This is a genomic window from Clostridium sp. AM43-3BH (assembly GCF_003479985.1).
Classification (GTDB): domain Bacteria; phylum Bacillota; class Clostridia; order Lachnospirales; family Lachnospiraceae; genus Otoolea; species Otoolea fessa.
Genome location: NZ_QUIH01000002.1, coordinates 132,059 through 145,988, shown reverse-complemented (window position 1 = coordinate 145,988; position 13,930 = coordinate 132,059). Strand labels below are relative to the sequence as shown.

Sequence of the window (13,930 nt, the reverse complement as noted above, 5' to 3'; positions counted from 1 at the left end):
AGAAAAGCGTTTCCATTTCGTGTTCGGTCAAGGATGACCAGAACGGAAGCTGTGTCAGTGTTCGTTCCATATCAATGGCAGCTATGCTTGCCGCAGCCGTGGTTACCGCAGGTGTGACCAGACTCGCCGTGCTCATGGTCATGGTGATCACAATGAACATTGGGGTCATAGCCCAGATTTCCGCTGAGCAATGCGCTCACTGCTGCGTCAGCGTCCCCACTGACACCGCCGTAGAGCTTGATGCCCGCTTCGGCCAGAGCTGCCTGGGCACCGCCGCCGATGCCCCCGCAAATCAAAGTGTCCACGCCGTTCTGCATCAGGAAGCCTGCCAGTGCGCCGTGACCGCTGCCGTTGGTATCAACAACTTCCGCATGAGTGATTTTGCCGTCTGTAGCTTCATAAAGCTTGAACTGTTCGGTATGGCCGAAATGCTGAAAAATTTGACCGTTTTCATAGGTAACTGCAATTTTCATAATGGAATCTCCTTTGCATTTTTTGTTGGATTTTTCTGTGTTGGCTCTCTGCATCCGGCACCAACGGCCGCAGTGGGCTGCCTCCTGTCCTCCGCAGATGCGGTAGTTTCCCCCGGTGATGTGCAGCGGTTTCCCGTGGACAAGACACGCTGCGATCTTGCGCCGTGCGACTTCGTAAATCTCCTGCACGGTAGAGCGTGAAATGTCCATTTGCGCGGCACACTGTTCGTGGGTTTGCTGCTCCAAGTCAACCAGACGAATGACCTCGTATTCGTCCAGCGTCAGCAGGATCGGCTTGGTATTCTCGCACCCATTGGGGCAGAAGGTATCAATTTGTGGTGCGCCACAAATCCGGCGGCACCGTGGCGGTCTTGGCATGGACGATTTCCTCCTTTTGTTTTCGGTATATACCGATTATAACATCTCACGCAGAAAAATCAATACAGATTTTTTAAAAGCCGCTGTAATGCTTATCTCCGAGCTGTGTGTCGGCTGCATGAGTTTCGGCAAGGCAGGGACCATGCACGACTGGACGCTGGATGAAACAGAGAAAGTGGTCAAACACGCACTTGACACCCTATCTTCCTCACCGCGTTGTGGGAGGCATTGACCAGAATCCCGCGGATGGCAGCCGGAAATGCAGCGCCGTCCCAATCAGCGGCTTTTCTGTTTCCGGTATTCCGTTGGGGTTAATTGGTAGCGTTTTTTGAATAATCTGCAAAAATAGTCAACGTTATGAAAACCTGTCTCAGAAGAAATGAGACTGACTTTTTTCTCGGTTTTTGAAAGCAACTGACCGGCCTGTTTTAAACGGTAGTTAATGAGATAGTTAACCGGCGTTATATGTAAATATTTCCGAAACAGATTCAAAGCGGTACTTTTACTGACCATTGCCTGTTCTGCAATGTCATCCAATGAGATACTCCGTGAGTAATTTAGATGGATAAATTGCAGCATGAGCTGTAACCGGGCTTGAGAAGCGGTTGAATGATCCTTGTGTTCTTCCTGATATGAAATGTCTGTGTTTTCAAATATTTCCAGCCAGAGATTCTGAAGGAGAGAACTGGTAAGGAGTTCTTTGGATAAAACGGAATCCTGTGCAGAAATAATTTGCCGCATGATAGATAAAACCTTTGCTTGCCAGCATACTTTTTTATGAAATACGAGAAATGGCAATGAGGAAGAAATGATCGGCAGAATATATTTCTGATAAATCAGGCTGTCGCAAGGGGCAATAAAAGAAGGCATAAATACAAAATTGGGAATGAGGGCTTTTGAGGGAGAATAAAGGCGATGGAGTACCTTTGTATTAATGAATACGCCATTTCCTTCGGTTAAATGAAATTGGTCTTCTCCAATCCACAAAGTAACGGTTCCGGATTCAATATAAATAAACTCCAATTCAGTATGCCAGTGCCATTCGATACAGTTGAAATCGAAAACGGACAGATCTTCATAATAAAACTGGAAAGGATAGAGAGTGCTTCCGTGCTGAGCTGTCTCCATCAAATCTTCACCTGTAATGATTTTGGTATAGGTTGTATTTATATTCATAGAAACCCCACTCTTTGAAACATACTTTACGATATTATACAATAAATTTCGGAAATAAATCAATGAAAATAAAGATGTTATGTTATATAATTCAATAAAAAACGAGGAGTGATGGCCATGCCAAATTACCGGAAAACAAAAATAGCCTGTTATATGGGATTTATTACACAGGCAATTGCAGCTAATTTTGCCCCATTGTTATTTTTGAAATTTCATAATGATTATCAGATTGCACTTGGAAAAATCGCATTGATTTCTACCTGCTTTTTCCTTACACAGTTGTTGGTAGACCTGTTTTGTGCAAAGTTTGTGGACAAAATAGGGTATCGCATCTGTATTGTTACTTCTGAGGTATGTTCCGCAGCAGGATTGGTTGGTCTGGCTTTTTTGCCAGAGCTTTTGCCGGAACCGCTTGTTGGAATTATCCTGAGTGTGATTGTATATGCAGTCGGAAGTGGTCTGATTGAAGTGCTTTGCAGCCCGATCGTGGAGGCGTGTCCATTTGATAACAAAGAGGCAACGATGAGTCTGCTTCACTCTTTTTATTGTTGGGGAGCAGTGGGAACGATTGTGATCTCTACACTGTTTTTTGCGGTGTTTGGCATGGACAGCTGGAAATGGCTGGCTGTCTTATGGGCGCTTGTTCCGGCCATAAATATCTATAATTTTGCAACCTGTCCGATCGAGCATTTGGTAGATGAGGGGGAAGGAATGGGAATAAAAGAACTGTTTCGAAAACCTCTTTTCTGGCTTTCCATATGCTTGATGATTTGCTCCGGTGCATCAGAACTGGCTATGGCACAATGGGCATCTGCTTATGCGGAAGCTGCTCTGGGGCTGTCAAAGACAGTTGGTGACCTGGCCGGTCCCTGCATGTTTGCTGTTACAATGGGGATCAGTCGTATAATTTTCGGAAAATATGGTGATAAAATGGATCTGATGAAATTTATGATCGGATCTGGAATTTTATGTGTGATATGCTACCTGCTTGCTTCTGTATCGTTGAATCCGATATCAGGTTTGATTGGATGTATTATCTGTGGCTTTTCTGTTGGGATTATGTGGCCCGGCACAATCAGTATTTCATCAGAAAGATTTCCGGCAGGTGGAACGGCTATGTTTGCTTTGCTTGCTATGGCGGGGGACCTGGGTGGAAGCATAGGTCCGGGGATTGTTGGACGTGTTACACAAAGTGCAGGAGACAATATTCGTGCAGGTATGGGAGTTGGGCTATTGTTCCCGGTTATTTTATTAATCGTGCTTTTTATTTTTGCAAGGCAAAAAAATAATAAATGAAAGCTTTTTTACAATCAATTCAAAGCCAAGAAGTATAAAGCCAAAGCTCATGAAAAGTCAGTACAAAAGGTAGTAAGAAAATGGAATGACCAAAGGCAAGCGGGAAGTGCCAGAAGATGATGCCCTTGACTTTTCTTCAAAAAAGTTTTACTATCAAATCATTATTAGATAGTATTAAAAACTAGATATCGGGGTAATGTAAAAAAGAAGTGGTTTGAAAGTTGAAGAAAGGCAGGGGCGATCAGGACATGAATAAGAAAGCATGGAAAGCGGGTGCGGTATCGGCACTGGCAGTTGGAGCGGGGCTGGCGGCAGCGGCGTCGAAGCGGAAAAAGGCAGGAAAAGTGGTTAAGTCGGCTTCGGATTACCGGAATACGGAACGCGGCAGCCAGGAGAAAAACAGCAAGGGAATTTATTATTCAAAGGGAAATTATGAGGCATTTGCACGTCCGGAGAAACCGGCGGGAATCGAGGGCAAATCGGCTTATATCGTCGGAAGTGGATTGGCTTCTCTGGCGGCGGCGTGTTTTCTAGTGAGAGACGCACAGATGCCGGGAGAAAATATCCATATTCTGGAGGCGATGGAGGTAGCAGGTGGTGCATGTGACGGTATTCAGGATCCGACCCGTGGATATGTGATGCGCGGCGGCCGCGAGATGGAGGATCATTTTGAGTGCCTGTGGGATCTGTTCCGCAGCATCCCGTCCCTGGAGGTGCCGGGGGCATCAGTTCTCGATGAATATTACTGGCTGAATAAACACGATCCGAACTACTCGCTCTGCCGTGCGACGGTCAACCGAGGCGAGGATGCACACACGGACGGCAAATTCCGCTTGAGCCAGAAAGGCAGCATGGAGATCATGAAGCTGTTCTTCACGAAGGATGAGGATCTGTATGACAAATCCATTGAGGATGTGTTTGATAATGAGGTGTTTGATTCGGATTTCTGGCTGTACTGGAGAACAATGTTTGCGTTTGAAAATTGGCACAGTGCATTAGAGATGAAACGCTATTTTCAGCGTTTTATCCACCACATTGGCGGACTTCCGGATTTCTCGGCACTTAAATTTACGCGTTACAACCAGTATGAGTCGCTGATTCTGCCGATGCAGAAATATCTGGAGACGGCAGGCGTCCAGATCCAGTTTGGCACCGAGGTTACGAATGTGCGGTTTGACATCCAGGGTGAGAAAAAGGTTGCGAAGGCGATCGAGTACGTGAAGGGCGGCGAGAAGAAGGAAATCGCGTTGACTGAGGATGATTTTGTCTTTATTACGAACGGAAGCTGTACTGAGGGAACGATCTACGGTGACCAGAATCAGGCACCGGTAGAAGGTGCGGAAGTGCGTACCAGCGGCTGCTGGAGTCTGTGGCGTCAGATTGCTGCGCAGGATCCGGCATTTGGACATCCGGAGAAATTCTGCTCGGATATCCAGAAGACGAACTGGGAGTCTGCGACGGTCACGACTTCGGATGAGACAATCATTTCCCAGATCCGCAAGATTTGCCGCAGGGATCCGAGAAGTGGACGCGTCGTAACAGGCGGTATCGTGAGCTGCCGTGATTCAAGCTGGCTGCTCAGCTGGACGATCAACCGTCAGGGACAGTTCAAAGCGCAGGATAAGGACGAGATCTGCGTCTGGGTATACAGTTTATTTACGGATGTACCGGGCGATTATGTGAAGAAGCCGATGCGCGCCTGCACGGGCAAGGAGATCACAGAAGAATGGCTGTACCATCTCGGAATCCCGGAGGATCAGATCGAGGAACTGGCTGAGAACCATGCGAACTGTACGCCGACGATGATGCCGTATATTACAGCATTCTTTATGCCGCGGCGTGCCGGAGACCGCCCGGACGTTATCCCGGATGGATGTGTCAATGCGGCATTTCTGGGGCAGTTTGCGGAGACCCCGCGTGATACTATTTTCACGACCGAGTATTCCGTCCGCACCGCGATGGAAGCGGTGTATGGCTTGTGCGGCGTAGACCGCGGCGTACCGGAGGTATGGGGAAGTGTCTACGATATCCGCGAGCTTCTGGACAGCACGGTCAAGCTGATGGACGGCAGATCGCCGCTGGAAATGAAGCTGCCGATGCCGTTTGAAGCACTCAAAAAGCCGATTCTCCGGAAGATTGACAAGACGGTGATTGGAAAGCTGCTGCGCGATCACGGCGTGCTGAAAGACTGGATGGTGTAAGAGACTGAGGAACGCAGGTGTTACTGTTCACAGTAACACGCAGGTAAATATGGCTGCGTTAGATAAAGGAAAACAGGCTGTCACAAACAGAAGGCCCCGGACGGAAAACGTTCGTTTGGCATTCGTGTGGCAGCCTTTTTTGTGTAACAGGAAATTGTCGTGAGGCACATTCTTTTTCACTTGCCCGTTTTTCTCTGACATGATACAATAAAGATTGGCGTAAATGTAGAAAATTTGAGAAGAAAACGATTTTGAAAAGGATCGTTTGATAGATGTGAGGGAAAATAGATGGATTATTTACTTTGTATCCCGGCGCGGGAGACAAATACGAGAGAGAATTGTGAGAAAATACATAATGTTCTGGCGCGCATGTCCGATACCTACAAACTGCGGATTGTACCGGAACCGGTTAAGAATAAGCAGTTTCCATGTCCGCCGTATTACAAGAAATACCGGATCTACAAGCCGGTAAAGGAACGCGATACGAACGGAGAGGCATATCTGGAAAAAGAAGAGGAAGAGATGCTCTTGAGTTCCTGCAAGACGGAGGAAGAGCAGGAACTGATGAAAAGCTGTATCTATGCGTACCAGTATTCGGCGGCGATCGTACTTAAAAGCTTCCGGGAGAAGGAAAAGAAAAATAAGATGCAGGTTCGACCTCTTTCGGAGCGGACACAGGCGCCAAGAGGCGTAAGTGGTCCGAATAGGGGAACACGTCTGGAAACACCGGAAAAAGCCGAAAAGCCGGAACAGGAGCGCAGCGCACAAGAACGTCCGTCTGGCAGTGACAGACCGGAACGATCGGAGAGAAGCTATCGGAACCGTACAGCGGATCGTGCTGCTGAGGGGAATACTGAGCGCACGCAGGGCAGAGAAAGAGCTTGCTCAGAGAGAGAGAGGGCAGCGCGTGTTTCGGGAGCCGAGAGAGCAGCGGACAGACGTAGCGGAAACCGCGCGGTGCCGGAAAATGAGAAACGGGAAGACCGCCCGGCTTCTGGAAGGCGGGAGCGGTTTGAGCGCCGTCCATCGCGCAGAGGAGAACGGCCAGAAGTGGAGAAAAATGAGGCCGTGAAAGACCCAGTGCAGGGCGAACTTCCGTTCCGCGCTTACATGGAGACAGGCAGCCTCCCGGCGTTCCGGGATACGGCAGCAACGGTGACTGTACAGCCGATACAGCGGAAGAAAGAAGGTTATATGCCGATGGAGCGCAAACCGGCCGCGCAGACGCAGGAGCCGGAACCACAGGTGTAAGGTATGTGACAGAAACAGAACGATAAAATTAAATCACAGAATTTATAGAATGGCATCGAAACAATAAGAGTTCCGATGCCATTTGAGCATCAAACAGGACTATGCTTTCCATTTCTTTATTCTAACCATTCAGTTCTAATCCCCCCTATTTTCCGCATATGAATAAATGCAGTCTGTGAAAAGTACAGAACAGGGACAGAAAAAGGGGGAAATGCGCATGTATGAGAACCGGACGGTGGAAGAGGTGTGCAGGGAGTTTTCGGTCGATTTGCGGACAGGCTTATCGGCAGCGGAAGTGGAGGTGCGGCAGCGCCATTATGGGGAAAATGAGCTGCGGGAAGCACCACCGCGGAGTCTGATTGTGCGCATCGGGGCACAGCTTTGCGACTCCCTGATTTTTGTGTTGTTTGCGGCAGCCGGGATCTCCCTGCTTTTGGGCGAGTACGGCGATGCGGGGGTAATTCTGGCGGTTGTCGTATTAAATGCCACGGTGGGCGTGATTCAGGAGGGGAAGGCGGAGAAAGCGCTCGAATCCTTAAAACGGATGACGCAGCTGGAGGCGGTTGTGATCCGGGAAGGAAAAGGGCGGGAGATTGCCGCGCGGGAGCTGGTGCCGGGGGATCTGGTCGTGCTCGATGCCGGGCGGCAGGTTCCAGCCGACCTGCGTCTTACCGAGACAGCTGAAATGCGGGCAGAAGAATCAGCGCTGACCGGCGAATCGCGGGCGGTTGAGAAAAACAGCCATTTTTTAGCCGCCGGTGCGCTTCCGGTGGCAGAGCGTAAAAATGAGACATTTATGACTTCTTATGTGACGGCAGGGCGGGGAAAGGGAATTGTCATCGCCACCGGCATGAATACGGAGGTAGGGCGGATTGCCTCTCTGATCCGCGAGGCGCCGGAGGAGGAGACACCGTTGCAAAAAAGGCTGTCGGATCTGGGGAAACTATTGAGTATTCTTACGATCGGGCTGTGCGTTTTATTATTTGCCCTCGCCGTCTGGCAGAAGCGCGACGTGATGGAAATGCTGCTCACTGCGATTTCCCTGGCGGTAGCTGCCGTGCCGGAGGGGCTTCCGACGACGGTGACGATTGTGCTGGCGCTGGGAGTGACGAAAATGGCGCGGGCTGGCACGATCGTGCGCCGTCTTCCGTCCGTGGAAACACTGGGGGCAGTCAGCGTGGTCTGCTCAGATAAAACGGGGACGCTGACGAAAAATGAGATGACGGTGACGACATGTTATGTAAATCGACAGGAGTATACGGAACAGGAATTGGCGCGCTCTAAGGAAAGAGAAGTGGGAAAACGGCTTCTGGAGGTATTTGCGCTGTGCAGCGATGCCGGGGAGACGGTGGGGGATGCCACCGAGCGGGCGCTGTACGGATTTTGTGAAAATTGTGGTGTTTCTCCGGAGCATCTGCGTCGGAGATATCCGCGGAAAGGGGAGATTCCCTTTGATTCGGATCGGAAGAGAATGACGACGGTGCATGAGCAGGGAGAAAACTGGATTTCTTGTGTAAAAGGGGCGCCGGATGTGATTCTTAAAAGGTGTCGTTATGAGATGGAAGAGGACAAAATTGTGCCGCTGACCAGGGAGAGGCGGACAGAGATTGAGGCGGAGATCACGCGTATGTCCGCGCGTGCCCTGCGAGTACTCGCGGGGGCGTATAGGGAGCTTCAAACAGGAAAAATGCCGGATGGAAAGAGGGAGAAACAGGTGGGACAGCTGGAGCAGAACCTGATATTTCTGGGTCTGGCAGGCATGATGGATCCGCCGAGGGAGGCAGCAGCCGGGGCAGTTGAGGCATTTCGCAGGGCATCTGTGCGGACGGTCATGATCACTGGAGATCATGCAGACACGGCGCTTGCGATCGCCAGGCAGCTGGGGATTGCCAAACGGCGGGAAGAATGCATGACGGGGGCGCAGCTGGAAACGCTGGATGAGGGAGCTCTGGAGGAACGAATCGGTTCTGTATCAGTCTTTGCACGGGTGTCGCCGGAACATAAAGTCCGGATTGTGCGGGCTTTAAAACGCGCCGGGTGCGTGACGGCGATGACCGGGGACGGCGTAAATGATGCGCCGGCGCTTAAATCAGCCGATATCGGGATCGCGATGGGAAAGAGTGGCACCGATGTGGCGCGGCAGGCGGCGGATATGGTTTTGACGGATGATAATTTTGCGACGATCGAGAGGGCAATTGAGGAAGGGCGCGGCATCTATGAAAATATACGAAAATCTATACTGTTTCTGCTTTCCTCCAATCTGGGGGAGATTTTAACCATGTTTGCCGCCGTTGCTATCGGAATACCGGCGCCGCTGGGAGCCGGGCACATCCTTTGGATCAATCTGATTACGGATTCGCTTCCGGCGCTGGCACTCGGCATGGATGGAAACGACCGGGAGAACTTGATGCGTCAGCCGCCGCGCCGGACGGGCGAGTCGCTGTTTGCCGGAGGAGGGTGGTTCTGCATGGTATTTTACGGGTCTCTGATTGCAGCAGTCACGCTGGGGGCATTTTTCAGCAGACAGGAGCTTTTGCGGGCGCAGACGTATGCATTTACCGTTCTGGGGCTGTCGGAGCTCTTTCATGCGGTCGGCATGCGCTCGCTTACGGGCTCGGCATTTTCACGCAGTCTTGGAAAAAATCCGCTGATGCTTGCGGCATTCCTTGTGGGGATTCTGATGCAGGTTGCGGTGACGGAGATTCCTTTTTTGATGAAACTCCTTCACACGGTGCGGCTGCACCCGGCAGAGTGGCTGGCGCTTCTCCTGTTATCCGCCACGCCGCTGTTAGTGCATGAACTTTTAGCATTTCTTTTTCGGAAACGGCGTTGATACAGCGAAAATGCAGTTTACAGATAGGTATTTTTGAAGCCCCGGCAAATTCCGTTACTGGGCACGTATGCGCGAACAGTAACACGCGGCAGGAGATTGAGCAGATTTCGAAAACAGGCTTGTTCTTTTGGACAAAAAAACTTATAATAAAAGGGAGTCCAAGCTGATTTTGTCAGAAAAGTATAAAAAGTTGCTGTCCGCAGACAGGCATTTTTGAAGTCTAAGGTGCCGCATGAAAATAGAATGGAAGCAACCATAGATACATAGGAAGATGAGGGAAGAGATGAGGGAGAAACAGACGAGAGAGGACGCCTCCGGCGTTCGAAAGAAGCCGGCAGCTTCATCCGCACGATCTTCGGGCAGGCGGGGCACCGCAAAGAAAAGCGGGAAAATTGATGTCGGCAAGCAAAAGAAAGCGGGCAAAAATAACAGCCGGAGCGGTGGGCAGATCGTGTTCCATGCGATGGCAAGGATCTTTGGAACCATGTTCAAGACGCTTCTGGTGTGTCTGGTACTGCTGGTGATTGGCGGTGCCGGATTTGGCGCATATAAGCTGATTCCGCTCTATGAGGACTATAAAAGCCAGATAGAGGGAGTGGTGGAAAACAGTACGCTGGATACGTTCCGTTTGCAGGAGGCAAGTTATATTTATGATTCCAACGGTAATGTGCTGGCGAAGCTGACGGGAGACGAGGATTCCAGTTATTTGACGTATGACCAGATACCGCAGAATGCAGTCAACGCATTTGTGGCGATCGAGGATCGGACGTTCTGGGAAAATCCAGGCATTGATATAAAAGGTATTTTCCGTGTCGCAATCAATTACTTTTTGACTGAGGGAGCAGAAAAGCACGGCGCGAGTACGATCACCCAGCAGTTAGCGAGAAACCGTTTTCTGACCCGCGAGGTGTCGATGGAGCGGAAGATCAAGGAGATGCTGATTTCCTTAGATCTGACGAAGAAATACACCAAAGAGCAGATTATGGAGTTCTATATCAATGATATCAGCTTCGCGAACACGTACTACGGGCTTCAGGCGGCTGCAAGAGGTTATTTTGGCAAGGATGCGGATGAACTGTCCTTGAGCCAGACGGCATATTTGTGTGCGATTCCGAACTCGCCGACGTATTACAACCCGTACCGTCATCCGGAAAATGCGCTGACACGCCGCGATAAGATTCTGGAAGATATGCTGAGTATGGGATTTATTACGGAGAAAGCGTGCAAAGAGGCAAAGGCGGAGGAGATCACGGTCAACCGTCAGAGAGTGCCGCTGCACAACTATGAGACGACGTATGCGATCGACTGTGCGATTCGCTATCTGATGCGCCGTGACGGTTTTGAATTCCAGTATGGATTCCGCAGCGACGAGGCTTACAAAGAGTACAATGCCAATTACAACGAGGTGTACAACCAGGAGCGCGATGCGCTCTATACGGGCGGCTATAACCTTTATACCTCGTTGGATCCGGACAAGCAGACGATCCTGCAGGATGCATTAGATGGAGTTCTGTCCTTTGATGGCAATACATCCGAAAACGGCGTTTACAAGCTGCAAGGCGCGTCCACCGTTATTGACAACAAGACGAACCGCGTCGTGGCGATTGTGGGTGGACGCAGTCAGGAGACGGATACCTACACATTAAACCGTGCGTTCCAGAGCCCGAGACAGCCGGGAAGTTCTATCAAACCGTTGATTGTGTATACACCGGCACTGGAAAATGGTTACACATCGGAAACAAGGATTCCGAATATCGATATTGACGCGGCGAAGCAGAAGGGCGTGGATGTGAAGTCCCTTTCCGGCGAGAGGCTGGAGCTTCGAAATGCGGTCGAGCGAAGTAAAAATGGTGTGGCATGGTATATCTATGATGATATCACACCGGATGTCGGCATGGCATATTTAACCCAGATGCGCTTCGCGAGTGTGCAAGCGGCGGACTATTATCCGGCGACCTCCCTGGGCGGCTTTACCACCGGTATGACGACCGAGGAGATGGCGGGCGCTTATGCGGCGCTGTCAGACCGGGGACAGTACCGCGAACCGACCTGTATTATCAAGATGATCAATAACCAGGGCGAAGATATTTTTGAAGATTATGAATCGGTTCAGGTTTACCAGGAGAGCAGCGCCGTGCTGATGACCGATATTTTAAAGGGAGTTGTCACAAAAGGTACGGCGGCGTCGATGGGGTGGAGCGGCAATATAGAGGCGGCCGGAAAGACCGGTACGACCAACGGCAGCCGTGACGGCTGGTTCTGCGGCATGACGCCATATTATACGATGACGGTCTGGGTTGGCTACGACCAGCAGAAGACACTTTCCAGCCTGTACGGCGGCACGTATCCGGCGAAGATCTGGAAAAATGCGATGGAAAAGATGGTAGAGGGGCTTCCGGCGGCGTCCTTTGATACCCCGGAGACGGACAATGGACGCGGAGAAGGAACCTATCTGGCAGGTCATCCGGATGCATTTGAAATCACAACCAGCGGATATACCGCGGCGAATTTCAGAAGGGATCATTTGCTCTCGGATGAGGCGGCGAAGCTTCTGGAGTCTGCAAAGAGCGGCGATTCCGGCCGCAGCAGCAAGGAGTTAAAAGAAGACGCCAGCGCCAAGATCGAGCAGATCAAGAGCGAATCCATCAAAGAGCGGATGCAGCGGATCCACAAGACGGGTACGGCAGGAAAACGGTATTCAGCCCCGGCGGTGGTGCCGGAAACACCTGCCGAGACAGTTGAAGATCCGGCAGAATCTAGCACGACGATCGTGCCGGCAGGACCGGGCAGCGACATCGGACCAGGACACGGTCCGGCGCAGGAACCGGCAGTGGGTCCGGCGGCGGAGATTGGGCAGTAAAGAATTGAAAATGAGAAGAGTCATTTGATGCAGAGACATTAAATGGCTCTTCTTTGTTTTGTAGAAAAGAATTGTTCTATGAAATCTGTTCAAGATTTATGTGGAATCAATGGCGGAAGAATATTTGAATGAGAATAAAATTGACCGATTGTTTATGCAATAAGGGAAATATGGGGGAAAATGGATTGGAAATGTACAATACAATGAAATAAAACATGATAAAAGATCAATACGATTTAAAGTTCGTCAAATAAAATCAGAAAACGACTTGAAAATGAAAAAATAAAGTGCTAATATATCAGTAAGATATCTGAGATATATTAAAGAAAACAAAGTGCATGTACTAATAAAAGATTAAAAAAGAAAGGAAGGAAAAAGAGTATGGGCGACAAAATCAGATTTGGTATTATCGGCGGCGGTATGGCAGGTCCGTTAAATGCAGGAGCACTTCGGGATATCCCGGAAGCAGAGGTTGTTTCATTCTGTGACGTGAAAGAGGATGTGGCAAAGGAATTCAGCAAAGAGTACAATATTCCGTCTTATTACACGGATTATAAAGAGATGCTGAAACGAGATGATATCGATGCTGTCTGTGTAGTAACACCTCCATTCCTGCATGAGCAGATGGTTGTGGACTGTGCGAAGGCTGGCAAACACGTAATGTGTGAGAAACCAATTTCTGTCGATTGTAATGCAGCTGACAGGATGATTGCAGCATGTAAAGAAGCGGGCGTTAAATTTGGTGTTATCTTTATGTACCGTTTCATGGATCAGGCTCAGCTGATCAAGAAAGCGCTGGATGAAGGCAAGCTTGGTAAACTTCTTTCGGTTGATTGTTCTGGAAAATGCTTCCGAAGCGATGAATACTATGCTTCCGGTGCATGGAGAGGTACATGGAAAGGTGAGGGCGGCGGTTCCCTGATTAGCCAGACCGTTCATTTTATTGACTTAATGCTTTATTTAGTCGGCGATGTAGAGAGACTGACTGGTAATTATATGACAACCCTGCATCCGGATATTGAAGTAGATGACGTAGCCAACGCAATATTCAAATTTAAGAATGGGGCGTTGGGAAGCCTGGTAAGTAGTAGTGCAGTCCGTCCGGGTTATCCGCGTCACATCGAAATCCATGGTGAAAAAGGTACGATCAAGATTGTGGAAGAAGAGATCGTAGAATGGAAAGTAGAAGGCATGAACGAGGATGATTACCTGACCAAGGTAAAAGTTGACTCTGGTGATACAGCAACGGGTGCTGGCTATGTGGCAACCGAAAATCACAGAAGACAGCTTACTGATTTCATCCATGCGATCAAAGAAGATCGTGAGCCGATGGTAGACGGCGTAGAGGGAAGAAGAACACTTGAATTTATCCGTGCGATTTATCAGTCGAGCGACCTTGGTAAAGAAGTGCATTTCCCGATCCAGGAAGATGAAAAATACGGAAAGAAGACAGCTTGGTAAT

Annotated in this window: 9 protein-coding genes; 7 read left to right on the top strand and 2 right to left on the bottom strand. The window is 49.7% G+C overall.

What is annotated here, in order from left to right; translation table 11 throughout:
- Positions 1-71: 71 nt before the first annotated feature.
- Positions 72-851 (bottom strand): DUF134 domain-containing protein, encoded by a 780-nt coding sequence (locus DW931_RS04025; protein WP_118523256.1) that lies wholly within the window; start codon positions 849-851, stop codon positions 72-74.
- Here DW931_RS04025 and DW931_RS16455 point away from each other — a divergent pair.
- A complete protein-coding gene (locus DW931_RS16455) occupies positions 787-1,083 on the top strand; it encodes a hypothetical protein (protein ID WP_347559428.1) in 297 nt (98 codons plus the stop codon). The genes DW931_RS04025 and DW931_RS16455 overlap by 65 nt on opposite strands.
- Before the next feature lie 44 nt (positions 1,084-1,127).
- Here the strand turns inward: DW931_RS16455 and DW931_RS04015 are convergent, their stop codons facing one another.
- Positions 1,128-2,027, bottom strand: coding sequence for an AraC family transcriptional regulator (locus DW931_RS04015; RefSeq protein WP_118467174.1), 900 nt, complete (start codon positions 2,025-2,027; stop codon positions 1,128-1,130).
- 111 nt (positions 2,028-2,138) lie between these two features.
- Between DW931_RS04015 and DW931_RS04010 the strand changes: the two genes are divergently transcribed.
- The 6 genes from DW931_RS04010 to DW931_RS03985 all read left to right on the top strand — a co-directional run bounded on the left by DW931_RS04010 (position 2,139) and on the right by DW931_RS03985 (position 13,929).
- Positions 2,139-3,323 carry an MFS transporter gene (locus DW931_RS04010; RefSeq protein ID WP_347475372.1) on the top strand — a complete coding sequence of 395 codons (1,185 nt, stop codon included), beginning with the start codon at positions 2,139-2,141 and terminating at the stop codon, positions 3,321-3,323.
- Between the two features lie 248 nt (positions 3,324-3,571).
- The gene (locus DW931_RS04005) at positions 3,572-5,524 is read left to right on the top strand and encodes an oleate hydratase (RefSeq protein ID WP_118467757.1); all 1,953 of its coding nucleotides are present in this window, start codon (positions 3,572-3,574) and stop codon (positions 5,522-5,524) included.
- 288 nt (positions 5,525-5,812) lie between these two features.
- Positions 5,813-6,775 (top strand): hypothetical protein, encoded by a 963-nt coding sequence (locus DW931_RS16180; RefSeq protein ID WP_243015294.1) that lies wholly within the window; start codon positions 5,813-5,815, stop codon positions 6,773-6,775.
- Between the two features lie 217 nt (positions 6,776-6,992).
- On the top strand, positions 6,993-9,608 hold the full coding sequence (locus tag DW931_RS03995; RefSeq protein ID WP_118467177.1) for a cation-translocating P-type ATPase: 2,616 nt from the start codon (positions 6,993-6,995) through the stop codon (positions 9,606-9,608).
- A gap of 283 nt (positions 9,609-9,891) precedes the next feature.
- Positions 9,892-12,468: a transglycosylase domain-containing protein gene (locus tag DW931_RS03990; RefSeq protein ID WP_242995738.1), complete on the top strand. Its 2,577-nt coding sequence runs from the start codon at positions 9,892-9,894 to the stop codon at positions 12,466-12,468.
- A gap of 381 nt (positions 12,469-12,849) precedes the next feature.
- A complete protein-coding gene (locus DW931_RS03985) occupies positions 12,850-13,929 on the top strand; it encodes a Gfo/Idh/MocA family oxidoreductase (RefSeq protein ID WP_118467179.1) in 1,080 nt (359 codons plus the stop codon).
- The last annotated feature ends 1 nt before the right edge of the window (position 13,930 follow it).